We start from the raw sequence: 18,285 nt of genomic DNA on the forward strand, positions 1-18,285 counted from the left end.
GGCTCACGACAAGGAGGACGCGATGGCCTGGATTGACACGCAAACCCTGCCGACCTGGCAACCCATGCAGCCTGCAAGCCACACCGACCTGTCGGTGCTGATGCATGTGCTGGACCAGATCGACTACGGCATCGCGCTCGGCGGTGCGGGCCTGGGCTGGCAATGCAACCGCACCGCCCGTCTGCAGCTCGCCGAGCCCGACGCACCGCTTGGCCTGCGGGCGAACGAGATCGTGGCGCAGGATGCGGCCCAGACCAGCATCTTGAGGAGCGCCGTGCATGTCGCTCAGACCCAGCGGCATCGCCGGCTGCTGACGTTCGCCAACGGTGCACGGCGCGTCAGCGTGGCCGTGGTCCCGGTGGGCCAGGACGGCGAGGCCGGGAACCCGTCGGTGATGCTGTTGCTGGGGCGACGCGCCGTGTGCGCGCGGCTCACGACCCAGCAGTTCTGCACCCTCCACGGCCTGACGCCCGCCGAGTCGGACGTGCTCGCTGCCGTCTTGGCTGGGCGCGCACCGCGCGAGATCGCCGTGGCGCACGGCGTGTCGGTGACCACGGTGCGCTCGCAGGTCTCGGCGATCAAGGCCAAGACGGGCGCCAAGCGGCTGCAGGAAGTTCTGCTGCAGGTGGCGCTGCTGCCTCCGCTGGTGCCGCTGTTCGAGACCATCCGCTAGGGCCGGCAAGCAGTTCATGGGCCGCGACCAGCAAGCGGCGCGCGGAGACAGGCTTGCGCAGCACCACCACACCTGGCGCGGCCCCTGCGGCAGCGGGCTCGAGGCCCGTGTCGGCGGTGACCAGCAACGCGGGGATGGGCAGGTCATACCGGGCCCGCAGCGCCAGCAGCAACGCCTGTCCGGTGTCCCGGGCGCCGAGGCGCCAGTCGGTGAGCAGCAGGTCCGGCGCGCGCAGGTGCCGCTCCAGCTCGTCCAGCAATCCGGCAGCGCCCGCCTCGGACACCACCAGACAGCCCTGTGCCATGAACAACGCGGCGGTGGCCTCGCGGCTGGTGGCGTCATCATCGACGACCGCCACGAACGCCCCTTTCAGCGCTGACAGCCAGGCGTCGGGCACCGGCCCCGGAACCGCCAACGGCGCAGTGCGGGCCGCCGCCATGTGAACGGCGAAGCAGGAGCCGCGGCCCGGGCGGCTGGCCAGCCGCACCGCATGTCCCAGGACCTGGGCGCTGCGCTGCACGATCGACAGGCCCAGACCCAGGCCCTGGCGGCCCTCACCCGGGGCGGCCAGACGCATGAACTCGTCGAACACCGCGGCCTGGTGTTCTGACGCGATGCCGGGACCGCTGTCCCAGACCTGCAGTTCCCAGCCACCCTGACGTGGCCGGCACGCCACCAGCACACCGCCGCGCCGGGTGTAGGCCACCGCATTGGCCACCAGGTTGTGGGCGATGCGGCCCAGCAGCATCGCATCGCTGTGCACCGCACCCCGGCACATGCGCACCCGCAGGCGCAGGCCCTTGGCAGCGGCCTGTGGCGACCAGGTCTGATCGATCTGCGCCAGCAGCGCGTGAAGCGAGACTGCGGTCCGGTCCGGTTGAACCGCGCCGGCATCGAGCTTGGAGATGTCGAGCAGGCTGCCGAACAGGTCCTCCATCAGGTGCACAGACTGCTGCGCCTTGTGCGCCAAAGCCTCCACCTCCATCGGCGCGTTTGCACGCTCCTTCAGCAGGCCCACCAGCAGCCCGATCGCGTGCATCGGTTGCCGCAGGTCATGGCTGGCGGCTGCCAGGAAGCGTGTCTTGGCAGCGCTGGCCCGTTCGGCCGCGCTGCGGGCCGCCTCGGCGTCGATGCGCGCCCGCTCCAGTTGCAAGGCCAGGTCGCGTTCGCGCTGCAGCGTGTTCACCTGGGCCCGGGTGAACAGCGCCACCACGGTGCCGAACAGCAGGTATCCCAGCCCGATGAAGAGCTGGAAGCGGCCCGGCCTGGACAGCAGACCGGCCGCGAACAGGCCGCTGGTGATCATCACGAACCAGGCCACCTGCTGGTCATGCACCGCCCGGCCGACCGCGCCGCCCATGGTGATCAAGGCAATCGCGGCCACCAGCAGCATCTGGTGTTCGAGATCGCTGCCCGGCAGCATCAGGAACGCCGATGCACCCCACAGGCAGGCCAACAGTGCCGCGTTGAATCGCAGGCGCCGGCTCAGGTGCTCGATCTGTCCGGCCTCGGCCACCCGCACGCGCGCAGCGATCCTGCAGCCGCGCAGCAGCAGAAGGCTGATCACGCCAGCCCAGCCAAAGCAGCGCACCGCCGCCGGCCCATCCGGCTGGCCGCCCCACATGCCAGCGGCCAGCAGCCAGGCACTGGCCAGCCCGATGAGCAGGCTCTTCGGCGTCTCGCTGGCGATGAACCGCGCCTGCAGGTCGCGCGCAGACTCCAGGCCACCGGTCGGCGGTGCCGACGGCGGCATGGTCACGGCACCAGCGTTCCCAGGAACGTGAACGACGCGCTGTCGGCAAAGTCCTGGGGCAAGGTCAGCTCAGGATTGACCGCACCCCCTCCGACCGGGAGGAAGAGCCCGGCCACCGATTTCTGACGCGCCTGGACGACCAGCGACTGCAGGCCGGCAGAACCACCTTGGGCGCCGGTCAGGGAGCTCGCCAGCGCACCGAGGCCGCCGGTGCCGGCGGCGGCCAGCATCTCCTGCACGACACCCTCGGGTTCCGCGCCGCTGGCCTTCTGGTACTCGCGCAGGAGTTCCCACAGGTCGAAATCGGCGGGAAACGGGCGATCCGGGCGGGCGACGTGTTCAAAGCGCGGCGCCAGCAAGCCGGGCGGCTCCGTCTGCGCATCCCGGTAGGCCAGGTAGAGGAACTCGCTGCAGACGAGTCGCGTCGGGTCCTGGCGGACCAGGCGCGCCAGGAGGCTGCCGACCAGGCGCTGCACCAGGGTGCCACCCGGCATCTTGTTGCGCAGGGCGCAGATCAGCCCGAGCTCCAGCATCTGGTTCAACGCAAAGTGCGCATCCTCGAGGCGACGGGCGCTCTCCTGCAACGCCTGCAGCACATCGGCCGGCAGTGGATCGGGCTGGCGCGGACGCAGCACATCGATGAAGTGGAAGGCCTTGCCGATGTTCTGAACGCGCGCGTCGAGCCGCTCGGCAAACAGCACGCCCGCCGACCGCGCCTCGGCAATCAAGCCTGGCTCGAACACCATGGCAATGTGGCTGTAGTCGCTGTCGCTGGCCCACATGATGAGCTTGGAGATCTCACCCTTGCTGGCGTGCAGCAGCAGGTCGCCGGGACGCAGGTCGCTCATCGAGACCATCGGTTTCGTGGACATCGGACTCCCCCTCGCAGATCGAGCCCGGCATTCTCGCGACGCCGGCCGCTGGCGACATCCCCAAAATTGCTGCTGCGATCGGCGCGTCCATCCCGTGACCGAGCCCTGCGCCGATGCCTGAGGCCATCCCCGCACCCCAGCCAGCCACCCGGTCGTCCCACGATCGCAGCGAGCCGGCGTCCCGCCGCGGTGCCACACTGGCGGGGCCCGAAACCACCCCGGTGACGCGCCGCGCGCGCTGCGGCTTTCCCACCTCGTTTCGGACGGGGAGACAGCAGGCCAGGTCGTGCCACTGCGTCTTGAACCACACCTGGCCGACATCGCCGACCCGGCACGCCGGCAGGATTGCGTCGCCCTGGTGCAGCTGACGGCCCGGGCCACCGGGCAGGCACCGGCGATGTGGGGCACGGCGATTGTCGGCTTCGGCACCCACCGCTATCCGCCGGCCGGTGGCAAGACCGGCACCATCTGCGCCGTGGGGTTCTCATCCCGAAAGCCGAGATTGTCTTCGACGGGCTGATGGACGGTGGTGCGGCTCCAACCCCGCCCGCGCTGGGCAAGTTCAAGACCGGCAAGGGCTGCATCAACGTCCAGCGGCTGGCCGACATCGATCAGGCGGTGCTGGCGCAACAGGTGGCGCAGGCCTTCGCCGCCAAGCATGGCTGAGGCGGCCAGCAGCGCCGCGGTGCACGCGCGTTTCCGCCTGATCCCGGACGTCCACCTGAGCCTGCAGGTTCACGGCAGCATCCTGCTGCCGCCGCGCTTCAACGCCGGCTGCGTGGACGGCAACGACAGCGTGGTGGCTGGCCACGTCGACAGGCAGGGCACGCTGTTCAACCTGGAGCCGCACAAGTGCAGCGACCCGTCCTGGTGCGACCAGCCGGCCCTGCCCGGCAACATGGTGACCTGCGTGCACCACGCCATCGACGCCATCGGCCGGGACCCGCCGTGCTCAGCGTTCGGCTGGAACGACGGCGCCGCGGCAGCGCGGCTGCCCGGCTGAACCGCCGGCCCGAGCCGGCACTCACAGCCCGGCGTCGATCGGCGCGCCCGGTTGCCAGACGCATTCCTCGAACACCCGGTGGCGGCAACGGCTGCACACCGCGCCATCGAGCTGCGGCACGATGGTGGCAATGGCGCGCCGCTTGTCGGGGAAGACATGGTCGCGGCCCAGCCGGTCGAGGAAGCCGGTGCGCTGCCACAGCGCCAGCACCTGCGGCCGCGGCCGGTGGAAGTACAGCGCACCGCCCAGCTCGGCGCGGCGGCTGCGCTCGGTCTCCCACATCTCGGCCGCCGCCAGGTCGATGGTGTTCATGCTCTTGGCCATCACCAGCAGGTGGCGCTGGCCGGTGGGGCTGGCGGCAGCACGCTCGCGCAGACCGCGCAGCCGGTCGGCCACATGCGTCACCGCACCGAACCAGACCGATCCCTCCATGCGCAACAGCTTGAGCTGCGGGCACTCGGGCAGCGTGCCCGGCGGCGGCGCGATGGACTCGCCCACGTCGCCCACATCGCCAAGAATCACGAAGGGCCGGCCTGCGCCCTGGCGGTCGAAGCCCATGGTGCGCAGCGCCGGCCGGGCGCTGCGGTACAGGTAGACCACCAGCGACAGCATCACGCCGGCCAGCACCGCCATCTCCAGCTGCACCGTCAGCGTGGCCAGCGCCGTGGCCGCGGCCACCGCGAACTCGCTGGCGTCGTCGCGCCACACCCGCCGCCAGGCCGCATGGTCGAACAGCGACCAGGCCACCGTCAGCAGCAGACCCGCCACCGCGGCCAGCGGGATCCAGGCCAGCACTGGCCCGGCCAGCGCCACCAGCAGCACCAGCAGCAGCGACGCGGCCACCGCGGCCATCGGTGTGCGGGCGCCGGCCTCCAGGTTGGGCACCGACCGGTTCAGCGAGCCGCACACCACCATGCCGCCGCTGCAGGCCGCCGCCAGGTTGCCCAGGCCCTGGCCCAGGCACTCGCGGTTGGCGTCCAGCGCATCGCCGGTGCGTGTGGCCAGCGTCTTGGCGATGGCCATCGACTGGCCCAGGGCCACGATGGTCAGCGCCAGTGCCGCCTGCAGCAGCGGAGAACCCAGCGGCAGCAGCCGGTCGGCATCCTCCCAGGGCCAGCGCCACTGCGGCAGGGCCGATGGCGGGCTGCCCACCAGCAGCGGCAGCGGCCCCGGCAGCGGATGCCGGGTGCACCACCAGCCGGCGGCGATGCCCAGCAACAGCGCCAGCAGCAGGTAGGGCCCGCTGCGCCACCAGCGCCGGCCGGCCAGCGCAGCCACCAGCGTCAGCCCGCCCACGGCCAGGGCCGACGGCGCCACGCCGTGCTGCCAGGCCTGCCAGGGCGACACCCGGCCCTCGGCGCCCAGCAGCCCGGCCACCGCATACCAGGCGATCAGCCCGGCCGCGCCGGTGGTGAAGCCCAGCATCACCGCCGGCGAGACAAAGTTGGCCAAGGTCCCCAGCCGGGCCACGGCCAGGCCGATCTGCAGCAGGCCGACCAGCAGGGTCAGCCCCAGGGCCAGCGGCAGCAGCAGGCTGGGGTCGCCGGCGGCCAGCGGCACCAGCATCGCGCCCAGCGCCAGCGCGGTGGCATTGGTCGGCCCCGACATCACATGCCGGCTGGCGCCGCCCAGGGCCGCCACCGCGCAGGGCAGCGCTGCAGCCGCCAGGCCCATGGCCGGCGGCAGCCCGGCCAGCGCCGCGAAGGCGATGCCCTGGGGCAGCACCAGCAGCGCCCCCAGCAGGCCGGCCTGGATGTCGCCGCGCCAGCTGGCCGCGCTGAGCTGCCCCAGCCACGGCCAGAGCCGCAGCGCCAGGGGCGGTTGGGGTGGCGCGTCGGTGGGCGCGTGGATCGGCATGGGGCAAGCGTAGCAGTGCACACAGACCACCGGGCGCGGCGGCGGGTGGGCCGGCCGCGGCGGGCCACAATCAGTGCATGGCGCGGTGCTGCGCCACCCCGCGCCAACGCTCGCCTGTCCACTGCCGCCATGCATCCTGCCACTGTCCCCGCCGGCCTGCCGCGTCCCGTTGCCGCCGGGCGCCCGCCGGGTTGGCGGCCGTGGCCGCGGGTGCTGCTGTCGGTGCCGATGACGCTGCTGGTGGCCCTGCTGCTGGGCGCGCCGGCCGCGCTGGGCGCCACGCCGGCAGTCGGCATGCTGCGCATCGCCAGCGCCTTCGACCCGCAGTCGATGGACCCGCATGCGGTGGCCCTGCTGTACCACGCGCGGGTGGCCTTCCAGATCCACGATGCGCTGGTCAACCGCGATGCCGACTTCAAGCTGGAGCCGGCGCTGGCCACCCGCTGGCAGATGACCGCCCCGGCCACCTGGCGCTTCTTCCTGCGCAGCGGTGTGCGCTTCCACGACGGCAGCGCCTTCACCGCCGACGACGTGGTGTTCTCGATCCAGCGCGCCCAGGGGCCGACCTCGCAGCGCGCCTTCACCCTGAAGGGCATCCGCAGCGTGCGCAAGGTCGACGCGCTGACGGTCGACTTCGAGCTGGATGCACCCGACGCGGTGCTGCCCGAGAAGCTGCTGCAGGTGGCGATGATGAGCCAGGCCTGGAGCCAGAAGCACGGCGTCGAGAAGGCGCAGGACTTCAACGGCAAGCAGGAGACCCACGCGGTGCGCCATGCCAACGGCACCGGCCCGTTCCGCCTGGTGGCCTACCAGCCCGACGTGCAGGTGCAGCTGGCCCGGCACGATGGCTGGTGGGGCCGCGCCGATGCGCGCAACGGCAACCTCGCCGGCGTCACCTTCCTCACCATCCGCAGCGATGCCACCCGCCTGGCTGCCCTGACCTCGGGCGAGGTGGACCTGGTGCCCGACCCGCCCTTCCAGGACGTGGAGCGCCTGCAGCGCGATCCGCGGCTGCGGGTGGTGGCGGTCACCGACCTGGGCACCCAGTACCTGGCCTTCGACCAGGCCCGCGACGAGCTGGCCGGCAGCGACGTGAAAGGCCGCAACCCGTTCAAGGACCGGCGGGTGCGGCAAGCCGTGGCCCATGCGGTCAACACCGACCTGATCGTGCAGAAGGTGCTGCGTGGCCAGGGCACGCCCACCGGCAGCTTCATCGCGCCGCTGGTCGACGGCCACCTGCCCGAGCTGGACCGCCGCCTGCCCTTCGACCCCGCCAGGGCACGCGCCCTGCTCACCGAGGCCGGCTACCCCGGTGGCTTCAGCGTCACGCTCGACTGCGTGAACATCGCCTGGCGTGAGGCCGTCTGCCAGGCCGCCGCGGCCATGCTCAGCCAGGTGGGCATCCGCACCCAGCTGCGCAGCGCGCCGACCAACCAGTTCTTCCCCAAGCTGACCCAGGGCACGGCCAGCTTCATGGAATTCGGCTGGACACCGCAGACCGATCCCTGGACCACCCTCAACGGCCTGTTCCGCACCTTCGACCCCGCTGGCGGCGGCACCTTCAATGCCGGCCGCTACAGCAACCCGCAGCTCGATGCGCTGATCGACGCGGTGCGCACCGAGCCCGACCTCACCCGCCGCCGCGCCCGCGTGGGCGTGGCGCTGCGGCTGATCCATGACGACCTGCCGCTGCTGCCGCTGTACCGCCGCAAGCTGAACTGGGCCATGGCCAGCCGGGTGCAGGCCACGCCCTGGCCCAGCGACACGGTCGAGCTGCGCTGGGTGCGGCTGCGCTGAGCCCCCCTGCCCCGCCGCAGCCGCCCATGCAATCCGCCTTCGCCGCCGCGTTCGACACCACCGGCCCGCCGGATGCGGCGGCCACCGCGCAGCAGCTGCAGGCGCAGCAGTTGACCATGCATGGCGCCAACGTGCCCTGGGCCAGCGCCGGCGCACTGGTGCTGGCCCTGCTGTTGACCGCGATGCTCTGGCCGGCCATTCCGCACGGCCTGCTGCTGGGCTGGCTGGCCAGTCTGGTGGGCGTGCTGGCCTGGCGCTGGGCACTGTGGCGTGCGATGGTCCGTGCCGGCCCGCCAGCCACGGTTGAGCCCCGCTGGCTGCGGCGCTTCCGCGCCAACTTCCTCGGCCACGGCCTGGTGTGGGCTGCCGCCAGCCTGCTGCCCATGACCAGCGGCGACCCGCTGTACCTGGCCCTGCTGGTGATGATGCTGGCCGGCATCTGCGCCAGCAACTTCATCCTCAACGCCTACGACATCACGGCCGCGCTGCTGTTCGGCGTGCCCACCATGGTGGCGCTGGCAGGCCGGCTGCTGTTCAACGACCAGGGCGTGCCACCGGTCATGGGCCTGGCGGTGCTGCTGGCGCTGGGCTTCTTTGCGCTGACCGGCCGCCGCGCCTACCGCCTGGTGTGCGAGAACGTGGCCCTGCGCAGCGCCGACGCCCGGCAGCACCACCTGCTGCGGGTGCTGGTGGAGACCACCAGCGAGGGCTTCTGGTTCATCGACAACCAGGCCCGCACCGTCGACGCCAACCCGGCGATGTGCCAGATCCTGGGCCAGCCGCGCGGTGCGCTGCTGGGCCGCAGCATCTTCGATTTCGTCGACAGCGACAACCGCGCCATCTTCGAGCGTGAACTGGCCCGGCGCGCCGGCGGCAGCGGCGGCGGCTACGAGATCGCGCTGCGCCGGCCCGACGGCAGCCTCATCGACTGCTTCAACCAGGCCACGCCCATCGTCGATGCCGACGGCCGGCGCGTCGGCTCGGTGGGCCTGTGGACCGACATCAGCGAACGCAAGCGCGCCGAGCGCCAGCTGCGCGAGACCAGCGAAGCGCTGCTCCAGAAGAGCCAGGCCCTGGAGGCCACGCTGGCTAGCATCAGCCAGGGCATCGTGCACTACGACGGCCAGGGCCGGCTGCTGGCGCACAACCAGCGCCTGCTGGAGTTGCTGGACCTGCCGGCCAGCGAGTTCCACCCGCGGACCACGCTGAACAGCCTGCGCCGCTTCCAGGCCGCGCGCGGCGATGTCGCCCAGGCGCTGGAGTTGATGGACGCCCACGGCAGCCCCCTGGCCGTGCCGGACAACCCGGACGACATGCCCGACCTGTACGTGCGCAGCACGCGCGCCGGGCAACTGCTGGAGGTGCGCACCCGCCACCTGCCGACCGGTGGCAGGGTGCGCACCTTTGCCGATGTGACGGCCTACATCACCGCCTTGCGCGCCCTGGCGGCGCGCGAGCGCGAGCAGCGCAGCCTGCTCGACGCCTTCCCCGGCTTCATCGTCGTCGCCGACCAGGACTTCCGCTACACCTACGTCAACCAGCGCTTCGCCGAACTGGTCGGCCGGCAGCCGGCCGACATCGTGGGCCGGCTGATGGACGACGTGCTGGGCGCGGAGCGCGCGGCCCGGCTGCGGGCGCTGGTCGCGACGCTGCAGCCCGGCGTGCCGGTCAACAGCGAGAGCGCATACGCCGCCACCGCCCAGCGGCCGCCGGTGTTCCTGCAGGTCACCCATGCGGTCAGCGTGGACGCCGCCACCGGCCGGCGCCAGGTGTTCGCCTTCGCCATCGACATCAGCGCCCGCAAGGCCGCCGAGGCGGCGATGGTGGCTGCCCGCGACGAGGCCGAGCGCGCCAACCGCGCCAAGAGCCAGTTCCTGTCGAGCATGTCGCATGAGCTGCGCACGCCGCTGAATGCCATCCTCGGCTTCGGCCAGCTGCTGGCCACCGACACGGTGCACCCGCTGGCGCCGCAGCAGCAGCAGCAGATGGCCGAGATCCTGCACGGTGCGGAACACCTGCTGAAGCTGATCAACGAGGTGCTGGACCTGGCGGTGGTCGAATCGGGCAGCCTGACGATCCAGCTGCAGCCGGTGCCGCTGGCGCCGGTGCTGGGCGAGGCGCTGGCCCTGCTGCAGCCGCTGGCCCGGGCCAATGGCATCGCCCTGCCCGCCGCGCCCGAGGGCCTGGCGGACGGCGCCGCGGTGCAGGCCGACCCGGTGCGCCTGAAGCAGGTGCTGCTGAACCTGCTGGGCAACGCCATCAAGTACAACCGGCCGCAGGGCCGGGTTCAGCTGCACTGCCAGGCGCTGGCGGTGGACGGCGGCGGCTCCGGCAGCGGTGGCTGGCGCATCAGCGTGCAGGACACTGGCCCGGGCCTGGACGCCGACCAGCAGGCCCGGCTGTTCAGCGCCTTCGAGCGGCTGGACGCGAATGCCACGCCGGTGGAAGGCACCGGTCTGGGACTGGCGCTCAGCCGCGGCCTGGTGCGGGCCATGGGCGGCGAGATCGGCGTGCGCAGCGCGCCCGGTGCCGGCAGCACCTTCTGGCTGCAGCTGCCGCCGGCCAGTGGTGCTGCCGCTGACCTGGGCATGGCCATGCCCGCCGGCCCGGCTGCGACACTGGCGACGGGCGGCAGCGCCCAGTCCACTGGCCAGCGGCCGGTGGTGCTCTACATCGAGGACAACCCGGTCAACCTGCTGCTGATGGAGACCATGTTCGAGCGCCTGCCCGGGCTGGAACTGCGCACCGCCAGCCAGCCGCTGGACGGCCTGGCGATGGCCACCGCCGACCCGCCGCAGCTGGTGCTGCTGGACATCCAGCTGCCCGGCATGGACGGCTTCACCCTGCTGCAGCGCCTGCGCGCCGACCCGCGCACCCGCGGCGTGCCGGCGGTGGCCGTCAGTGCCGATGCGCTGCCGGCGTCGGTGGAGCGCGGCCGCCAGGCCGGGTTTGCCGATTACCTCACCAAGCCGGTCGATCTGGACCGGCTGGCCCAGGTGGTGCAGGCCGTGCTGCACCGGGGCTGACGGTGGCTCAGCCGCCGGCGTCCACCGGCGGCAGGCGCCGCAGGTGCTGGTACAGCGCCACGGCGTCGGCATCGTCGATGGCCCGCAGCGCGGCGAACGGCATCACCGGGCTCACCGCGCTGCCGTCGGGCCGGTGGCCGGTGCGCAGCATGGCCATGAACTGGCCCGCATCGGCATAGCGGGCCATCACGCCACCGGCGCCGGGCGTCAGGTTGGACGCGGCGGGCCAGCTGGGCGGGGCGCCCGGGATGCGGCCGCCGGCCAGCTGTGCCCCATGGCAGCCCACGCACATGCCGGCCACGTAGGCGCCGTGCGCGGCCGATCCGGGCGCCGGTGCCAGCGCCGGCCGCGGCGCCTGGTGGTCGATCTTCTCGGCCGCGTCGCGGATCACGCCGGCCGCGTACAGCGTCTTCACCAGCATCGGCACCCGGGCCTCCATGCCGGTGCCGGCGGCCGGCGGCATCTGCCGCAGATAGGCCACCAGGGCGCCCAGGTCGCTGTCACTCCAGCCGGCGTAGTCCTCGCTGGGCATGATGAACAGCGGCCGGCCGTCGGGCTTGACGCCGTGGCGCAGTGCGCGCGCCCAGTCGGCCGGGGTGTAGCCGGCCACCACGCTGCCCGGGCCGGGGCTGATGTTGGGCGCCTTCACCACCAGGCCACCGGGGTCGTCGATGAAGCGGCGGCCGGCGCCGTTGTCGCCATGGCATTCGGTGCAGCCCCGGCTGGCGAACAGGTAGCGGCCACGCGCCAGCGCGGTGGCATCGGCGGGCACGGCCAGCGGCGCCACGGCCACGTCGATCCGGCGGGCGGCCTTGCGGTCGCCCAGCCAGGCGCCGGTGGCCAGGCCGGCCGCGCCCAGGGTGGCCAGCGCGGTGGCGGCCAGCAGGCTGATCTGGATCCAGCGTTTCATGGAAGTCCCCCTGTCAAGTGCAATCAGGCGAAGCAGACCAGGCCGGGCTGCTGCGGCAGGCCGATGGCCGGGGCCAGCTTGGCCCAGGCGGCGTGGTCCAGGTGCGGGCGCAGCTGATCGACCAGGTTGGCGAACGGCTCGGGCGGCATGGTCTGGCGGATCTCGTTGAGCAGACCGGCGCGCTCCTGCGGCGTCAGCGCCGGCACCATCCAGCGCAGGTCGTCCAGCATGTCCGCGGGCGGGATGCTGGCCAGCAGCCGGTCGTGCAGGGCCGTCAGTTCGCCGTCGGTGTGGGTGGCCCACAGCGCCTGGTTGTGGGCCGTCTCCTCCACATGCATGTGCTGGAAGTTGTCGGCCACGAACAGCGCCAGCTGGCGGTACAGCCGCAGCGCCAGCGCGGGGCGGCTGTCGGCACCGGCGGCGCGCAGCTGCGCCGCCAGATCGCCCAGCGCGGCGATGTGGTGCTGGTGCTCCACATGCTCCCCGGCGATGCGCCAGGAGGCACCGGTGCGGCGGGCCTCCAGCGCCGGGTGCACGAAGTCGTTCTCATGCTGCAGGTGCCGGCTGCAGAAGCGCAGCAGGCCGTCCAGCCGGCCCAGCGTGGCCTGCATCTCGGCGCTGTCCTGCACGTCCAGCCGGCCGCAGCGCAGCAGGGTGTCGAGCATGCAGCTGCGCAGGGCCTTGTGGATGGGCGCGTAGAAGTCCAGGCGTTGTGCAACGGCGGCGGCCGGCGCGGCGGCGCGTGCGGCGGGGCTGGCCGGGGTGCGGGTCTCGGTGGCGAACAAGGTGTCGGTGGTCATGGTGGGTCTCCGGTGGATCGGTGGTTGTGGTGCCAGGCAGTGTGCTGAGACGCCGCCTGCGCCACATCGGCCGAAGGAGCCAGCCGCCCGGGCCACGACGGGCCATGGCCCGGGCCATGGTGCGCTGGCCCTGCTGCAGAATCCCGCCATGTCCGCATCGCTGGAGCCGCCGTCGTCGTTTGCGCTGGCCAAGATCCAGCCGCCGCGGTTGCGCACCAGCCTGGTGGCGCGGCCGGCGCTGGAGCAGGCGCTGGACACCGCGCTGCAGCAGCACCCGCTGACGCTGCTGGTGGCGCCGGCCGGCTGCGGCAAGACCGCAGCGCTGACCCGCCAGATCCGCCTGCTGCCGCCGGGCACCGCGCTGGCCTGGGTGTCGGCCGATGCCGACGACCAGCTGCAGCGCTTCCTGGTCTGCCTGACCACCGCCCTGGCGCCGCTGGGCCTGCCCTGGCGGGTGGCGCCCGAGGCGCTGGGCACGCTGGCCCTGGCCCAGCGCGGCCTGCGCGCGGTGGCCCACGAGGTGGTCAACGCGCTGGAAGGCGCCGGCGCGGCCCGCGGCCTGGTGGTCATCGACGATGCCCACCGCATCACCGACCCGCAGGTCTTCCAGCTGCTGCAGATGCTGATCGAGCGCCTGCCTGGCCACTGGGGCCTGGCCATCGCCAGCCGGGTGGATCCGCCGCTGACACTGGCGCGCTGGCGGGCCAGCGGCGAGCTGGCCGAATTCCGCCAGGCCGACCTGCGCTTCTCGGCCGGCGAAGCCGAGGCCCTGGTGCAGAGCCTGGGCCTGGACCAGGCCGCCACGCCCACCCAGGCCCTGCTGCAGCAGACCGATGGCTGGGCTGCCGGACTGCGGCTGAGCCTGTCGGCCCAGGCCCTGCACGCTGGCCACAGCCAGCGCAGCGGCGGTCCGCCGGCCCTGCGACACCTGTTCGACTTCCTGGCCACCGAGGTGCTGGACGACATGCCGGCCGACCTGCGCCAGTTCCTGCTGCGTTGCGCGGTGCTGCCCGAGCTGACGGCCGCGCGCTGCGCCCATGTCAGCCGCCTGCCCGACACCGCCCGCCTGCTCGACGAGGTGGAGCGGCGCGGCCTGTTCGTGGCCACGCTGGACGCCGACGAGCCCACGCTGCGGCTGCACGACCTGTTCCGCGATTTCCTCGAAAGCCGGCTGCAGCGCGACCACCCCGGCGAGCTGCCCCACCTGCTGCGCCGCGCCGCCGACCATGAAGGCGACCTGGTGCGGGCGGTGGGCTACCTGGCCCGCGCGGGCGACTGGGACCGCGCCGCCGACCTGCTGGCCGAGCGCGGGCCGGCCCTGGTGCATGCCGGCGGCAGCCCGGATGCCGAGCGCCTGCTGGCCCTGCTCCCGGCCGCCGAGCGTGCGCGCCGGCCGGGCCTGGGGATGCTGGAGGGCGTGATCGCCTTCTCGCGCTTCGATTTCGACGGCATGGCCGCCACCATGACCGCCGCCGCCGACGGCCTGGACCGCGCCGGCCTGCAGCCCCAGGCCCTGCTGCCGCGCGCCTATGCCTGCCTGGCGCGGCAGAACACCGGCGACCTGGCCGGCGCGGTGCGCACGCTGGATGGCCTGGACACGGCCGTGATGGACCCGGCCACCCGGGCCTTCGTCGGCTTCTGCAGCGCCTGGGGCGCCTATGCCCAGCAACGCGCCCACGACGTGGCACCGCACCTGGCGGCGATGCTCGACGCACTGGAGCGCTGCGATGACCTGCAGGCCTGGGAGCGCTGCTTCTTCCTCAGCCTGCTGACCGGCCTGCCCGGCGTGCGGCCGCTGCTGCAGCGCTTTGCCGACGCGGCCCAGCTGCGCAGCGGTGACGCACCCGGCCAGCTGCGCGCCGGCGCCTTCCACATCCGCACCTGGCTGGCCGTGGCCGCCGGCGACCTGGACACCGCCGCCACCTGGCTGGCCCGCGCCGACCAGGACTGCCAGTGGCTGGGCCATCCGCGCAGCGTGATGACCGAGAGCTGGATGGCGCACAGCCTGATCGACGCGGCGCGCGGCCAGCGGACCGCGGCGCTGGCCGCCGCCCAGGCGAACAAGCATGACCTGGAAGACCGCTCGCTGCGCAGCAACCGGCTGACGCATGAGTACGAGGAACTGTTCACCTTCGTGCGCGCCGCCTGGCTGCTGGGCGACGATGCCCTGCTGCACCGGCTGCAGGCCCAGCTGGCACGCACCGGCAACCGCAACGAATGGGCCGCGGCGCCCGACAGCCGCCGCTTCGCTGGCGCGATGGTGGCGTGGCGCGATGGCGACCTGGCCCGGGCCGAGGCCGACCTGGCGGCGCTGGACACCGGCGTGGAGCGGTCCTGCTTCTTTCCGGCGGCCCAGGCCCGGGTGATGCGGGCCGCCGTGCAGCTGCAGCGCGGCCACACCGCGCAGGCGGCAGCCACGCTGGCACCCTGGCTGCAGGCCGCGCTGGCCGGCGGCGACGTGGGCGGCGCGATGCTGGCCGGCCAGCCGGTGCTGGCTGCCCTGGCCGGCGCAGATTGGGCCGGCCAGCTGCCCGCCGACGGCGTGGCCCTGCTGGCCCGGCTGGCGCAGCGGATGCCACCACCCGGCGAGGCCGCCGCCGACCCCGCGCCCACGGCGCCCGCGGTGGCGGTGGTGCACCGCACGGCGGACACCGACGCCGCGCTGGCCGCGCTCAGCGAGCGCGAGCGCGAGGTGCTGGCCTGCCTGGCCGCGGGTGCCAGCAACAAGTTGATCGCCCGCCAGCTGGACCTGAGCCCGCACACCGTGAAGCGGCATGTGGCCAACATCCTGGACAAGCTGGCGGTGCAGACCCGCGGGCAGGCCGCGGCGCTGTGGCCGGCACCGCCGGCCTGAGCAAGACTGCCGGCGCCGCCGGCCTGACCTAGCCGACGCGGTAGCGGGCCGCTGCCTGGCCGCGTGAGTCCAGGCCCAGCTTGTCCAGGATGTTGGCGACGTGGCGCTTCACCGTGTGCGGGCTCAGGTCGAAGCGGCGGGCGATCAGCTTGTTGCTGTCGCCGGCGGCGATGCGGGCCAGCACCTCGGCCTCGCGCGGGCTCAGCGCGGCCAGCGCCTGGCCGGCTGGTGCCGCCTGCGCCGCGGGCGCGGCGTCGGCCGCTGGCGCCTCCACCCGCAGGGCCTGTGCGCGGTCTGCCCACTGCCGCAGCTGCAGCACCGCGTCCTCGGTCAACCGGCCGGCCCAGCGGGCATCGGCCAGCACGCCCAGCACCCGCGGGCCGGCGAACAGCACCGGGCCGGGCTCGCCACTGGCGGCCACGGCCTGGAACACCGCCCCGAGCACCTGCGCGGCGGCCGCCGGCTCGCCGGCCTGGCACCAGGCATGGGCGGCGCGCAGCCGGGTCTCCTGCAGCTGGCCATACAGGTCGATGCCCAGCGGATCGTCCAGCGCATGGGCGTAGGCGCGGGCGGCGTCGGCCCAGCGGCCGTCCAGGGCCGCCAGGTGGCCGGGCAACGGCAGGCGCTCACGCACGAAGAACGGCTCCTCCTCCGGCCGCAGGCGCTGGGCCAGCTGGGCGGCCATCTGCCGCACCATCGCGCTGTCGTCCAGCATCAGCGCCAGGCGCAGCTGGGCATAGAGGAAGTGGCTCAGCCAGGTCTCGCGCCGGCCGCTGGTGCGGTCGTCGTCCAGACCGTCCAGCCGGGCCTGGGTGGCCGCCAGCGCGGGCCCATGGCGGCCACGCACCGCCTGCAGCAGGCCCTGGAACAAGTGGAAGTAACCGTTGAGGTTGGGCGGGCGGTTGAGCCAGCGGCGGTCGGTGTCGACCTGGGCCAGCAGGGTCTCGGCCGCCTCCACCCGGCCCTGCCACAGCCACAGGCCAGCCTGCAGGGTCTGCGACAGCACCCGCACCGTCGACACCGTCTCGTCGGGCGTGCGGCGCAGCGCACCGTCGATGTAGCGCTGCACCAGCGGCGCGGTGCCGCGCAGGCCGATGAACGAGGTCAGCGGCACCGCCGGCAGCCACAGCGCCGGGTCGTCGAAACGCTCCAGCAGGTCGAGCATGCGCGCCAGCGGCGCGGCGATGTCGTCCATGCGCGAGCCGGCCAGCGCATGCCAGCAACGCGCCTGCCAGGCGGTGATCTCGGCCTGCGGCTCCAGCGGCTGCTGCTGCAGCCGGGCCAGCAGGGCCTCGGCGTCGGGCACACGGCCGCCAGCCGACAGGCCCAGCACCTGCAGCGCCTGGGCCCGCTGCGCACCCACGCTGTGGCCGTCGCGCTGGTAGGCCTCGGCCGCGCGGCCCAGGCTCTGCACCATGGTCAGGATGTCCCAGTGCGCCCAGGCGCAGAACCCGCGCAGGTGCAGCAGCGGCGCCGACTGGCTGCGCTGCGCCGCCGGCAGCTGGTCGATCAGCTTGAGCAGCGGTCCGACCTGGCCACGCGCCAGCAGCGCCGGGCCCTGGCTGCACAGCACCGACTCGGCCTCGGCCCAGGCGCCGGCCCGGGCCAGGTAGCCGACACGGCGCACCAGGTCGGGCTCGGTGTCGGCGGCCAGGCGCAGCAGGCGGGGCAGCTCAGCCGGGCGCTCGCTGGCCAGGCGCTGCAGCAGGCAGTCGCGGAACAGGTCGTGCAGGCACAGCACCGCCGCCCCCCACTCGCCGGCCTCGCCGCGCACCGAGACGAACAGGCCCTGGCGCTCGATCTCCTCCAGCAGCAGCGCCGCCTGCGGCGGGCTGCAGCCGGCCACGGTGGCACAGCGGGCCACGTCCAGCTCGGGCAGCACCGCGCAGCACAGCAGGAAATCGCGCAGCGCCGGCGCCAGGTTGTCCAGCACCTCGGTGGTGAGGTAGTCGAAGACATGGCGCTCATGCAGGTTGCCGGCGGCACCGCTGCCTCGACCGGCATGGGCCAGCGCCAGGTTCAGGCCGGCCGGCCAGCCCTGGGTGCGGTCGAGCAGCGCGGCGGCCTGGGCGGTGGTGGGCGCGGGCGCGCCGGCATCGGCACGCTGCTGCACCAGCGCCGCCACCTCGTCACCGGAGAAGCGCAGGTCATCCTGGCGGAACTCGGCCAGCTCGCCGCGGGCACGCAGCCGCGGCAGGGCCAGTGGCGGATCGGTGCGGCCGGCCACCAGCAGGCCCCAGTGCGCCGGCAGGTGCTGCAGCAACGCATCCAGCCACTGGAAGATGGCCGGATCGGCCAGGCGGTGGGCATCGTCCAGCACGATCAGGCCGCGTGGCACCTCGGTGGCGGCCAGCGCGTTCAGCAGCTCGGTGGCCAGCACCGACCAGGCGGCGCGCTGGCCGTCCTGCATCGCCACCAGGGCCTCGGGCGAGGTGCGCCAGGGCAGGTCGAGCGGCTCCAGCGCCGCCACCAGGCAGGCGGCCAGGCGGCCGAGGTCGTCGTCCTCGTCGGCAGCCACCCAGGCCACCGCGGTGCCGGCCGGCAGCTGGGCCAGCTGGCGGGTCAGCGCCGCCGTCTTGCCAAAGCCGGCCGGCGCGCTGACCAGCACCAGCGGCACGCTGGCCAGGGCCTGGGCCAGGCGCTGCTCCAGCGCCGGTCGGGCCATGAGCCGGGCACGTGACCGCGGCGGCTGGATCTTGGTGAGGGCGAAGCCGGGACCGGCAGACAACGTGGCGACCAT

At 73.5% G+C, this 18,285-nt stretch carries 12 protein-coding genes; 6 read left to right on the forward strand and 6 right to left on the reverse strand.

The features are described from left to right. The first annotated feature begins 22 nt into the window (after positions 1-22). The gene (locus FFT10_RS06020; protein ID WP_162520702.1) at positions 23-673 is read left to right on the forward strand and encodes a helix-turn-helix transcriptional regulator; all 651 of its coding nucleotides are present in this window, start codon (positions 23-25) and stop codon (positions 671-673) included. Here the strand turns inward: FFT10_RS06020 and FFT10_RS06025 are convergent. Further along, complete coding sequence (locus FFT10_RS06025) at positions 579-2,426, reverse strand: ATP-binding response regulator (RefSeq protein WP_228026989.1); 1,848 nt, start codon at positions 2,424-2,426, stop codon at positions 579-581. The genes FFT10_RS06020 and FFT10_RS06025 overlap by 95 nt on opposite strands. Before the next feature lie 2 nt (positions 2,427-2,428). After that, entirely contained in the window at positions 2,429-3,298 is an 870-nt protein-coding gene (locus FFT10_RS06030; protein ID WP_137731871.1) for a C40 family peptidase, read from the reverse strand. A 519-nt stretch (positions 3,299-3,817) separates the two neighbouring features. Here FFT10_RS06030 and FFT10_RS27630 point away from each other — a divergent pair. Then, on the forward strand, positions 3,818-3,964 hold the full coding sequence (locus tag FFT10_RS27630) for a hypothetical protein (RefSeq protein WP_154694079.1): 147 nt from the start codon (positions 3,818-3,820) through the stop codon (positions 3,962-3,964). Continuing rightward, positions 3,957-4,301 carry an NUDIX hydrolase gene (locus FFT10_RS06035; protein WP_194150897.1) on the forward strand — a complete coding sequence of 115 codons (345 nt, stop codon included), beginning with the start codon at positions 3,957-3,959 and terminating at the stop codon, positions 4,299-4,301. The genes FFT10_RS27630 and FFT10_RS06035 overlap by 8 nt, the downstream gene beginning before the upstream one ends. Before the next feature lie 21 nt (positions 4,302-4,322). Here FFT10_RS06035 and FFT10_RS06040 read toward each other — a convergent pair whose 3' ends face one another. Further along, positions 4,323-6,158 (reverse strand): SulP family inorganic anion transporter, encoded by a 1,836-nt coding sequence (locus FFT10_RS06040; protein WP_137731872.1) that lies wholly within the window; start codon positions 6,156-6,158, stop codon positions 4,323-4,325. A 129-nt stretch (positions 6,159-6,287) separates the two neighbouring features. Here FFT10_RS06040 and FFT10_RS06045 point away from each other — a divergent pair, with 129 nt between their 5' ends. Together FFT10_RS06045 and FFT10_RS06050 are read left to right on the forward strand one after the other, a co-directional pair. Continuing rightward, entirely contained in the window at positions 6,288-7,955 is a 1,668-nt protein-coding gene (locus FFT10_RS06045; RefSeq protein ID WP_137731873.1) for an ABC transporter substrate-binding protein, read from the forward strand. Between the two features lie 26 nt (positions 7,956-7,981). Then, positions 7,982-10,981, forward strand: a complete 3,000-nt coding sequence (locus FFT10_RS06050) for a PAS domain S-box protein (RefSeq protein WP_137731874.1) — start codon at positions 7,982-7,984, stop codon at positions 10,979-10,981. 7 nt (positions 10,982-10,988) lie between these two features. Here the strand turns inward: FFT10_RS06050 and FFT10_RS06055 are convergent, their stop codons facing one another. Further along, a complete protein-coding gene (locus FFT10_RS06055) occupies positions 10,989-11,891 on the reverse strand; it encodes a c-type cytochrome (protein ID WP_137731875.1) in 903 nt (300 codons plus the stop codon). Between the two features lie 23 nt (positions 11,892-11,914). Then, complete coding sequence (locus FFT10_RS06060) at positions 11,915-12,691, reverse strand: hemerythrin domain-containing protein (RefSeq protein ID WP_228026971.1); 777 nt, start codon at positions 12,689-12,691, stop codon at positions 11,915-11,917. A gap of 148 nt (positions 12,692-12,839) precedes the next feature. Here FFT10_RS06060 and FFT10_RS28560 point away from each other — a divergent pair, with 148 nt between their 5' ends. Then, complete coding sequence (locus FFT10_RS28560) at positions 12,840-15,545, forward strand: helix-turn-helix transcriptional regulator (protein WP_137731876.1); 2,706 nt, start codon at positions 12,840-12,842, stop codon at positions 15,543-15,545. A 28-nt stretch (positions 15,546-15,573) separates the two neighbouring features. On the opposite strand, the gene FFT10_RS06070 is transcribed toward FFT10_RS28560, so the two are convergent. Continuing rightward, positions 15,574-18,285 carry a winged helix-turn-helix domain-containing protein gene (locus FFT10_RS06070; RefSeq protein ID WP_162520703.1) on the reverse strand — a complete coding sequence of 904 codons (2,712 nt, stop codon included), beginning with the start codon at positions 18,283-18,285 and terminating at the stop codon, positions 15,574-15,576.

Origin of the sequence: Pseudaquabacterium pictum (assembly GCF_005403045.1) — a bacterium.
GTDB classification, from domain to species: Bacteria; Pseudomonadota; Gammaproteobacteria; order Burkholderiales; family Burkholderiaceae_C; genus Pseudaquabacterium; species Pseudaquabacterium pictum.

Bases quoted from the DNA above. Each gene is read 5' to 3' on its own strand.
- FFT10_RS06020 (WP_162520702.1), top strand. From the start codon at position 23: ATGGCCTGGATTGACACGCAAACCCTGCCGACCTGGCAACCCATGCAG.
- FFT10_RS06025 (WP_228026989.1), bottom strand. From the start codon at position 2,426: ATGCCGCCGTCGGCACCGCCGACCGGTGGCCTGGAGTCTGCGCGCGAC.
- FFT10_RS06030 (WP_137731871.1), bottom strand. From the start codon at position 3,298: ATGTCCACGAAACCGATGGTCTCGATGAGCGACCTGCGTCCCGGCGAC.
- FFT10_RS27630 (WP_154694079.1), top strand. From the start codon at position 3,818: ATGGACGGTGGTGCGGCTCCAACCCCGCCCGCGCTGGGCAAGTTCAAG.
- FFT10_RS06035 (WP_194150897.1), top strand. From the start codon at position 3,957: ATGGCTGAGGCGGCCAGCAGCGCCGCGGTGCACGCGCGTTTCCGCCTG.
- FFT10_RS06040 (WP_137731872.1), bottom strand. From the start codon at position 6,158: ATGCCGATCCACGCGCCCACCGACGCGCCACCCCAACCGCCCCTGGCG.
- FFT10_RS06045 (WP_137731873.1), top strand. From the start codon at position 6,288: ATGCATCCTGCCACTGTCCCCGCCGGCCTGCCGCGTCCCGTTGCCGCC.
- FFT10_RS06050 (WP_137731874.1), top strand. From the start codon at position 7,982: ATGCAATCCGCCTTCGCCGCCGCGTTCGACACCACCGGCCCGCCGGAT.
- FFT10_RS06055 (WP_137731875.1), bottom strand. From the start codon at position 11,891: ATGAAACGCTGGATCCAGATCAGCCTGCTGGCCGCCACCGCGCTGGCC.
- FFT10_RS06060 (WP_228026971.1), bottom strand. From the start codon at position 12,691: ATGACCACCGACACCTTGTTCGCCACCGAGACCCGCACCCCGGCCAGC.
- FFT10_RS28560 (WP_137731876.1), top strand. From the start codon at position 12,840: ATGTCCGCATCGCTGGAGCCGCCGTCGTCGTTTGCGCTGGCCAAGATC.
- FFT10_RS06070 (WP_162520703.1), bottom strand. From the start codon at position 18,285: ATGGTCGCCACGTTGTCTGCCGGTCCCGGCTTCGCCCTCACCAAGATC.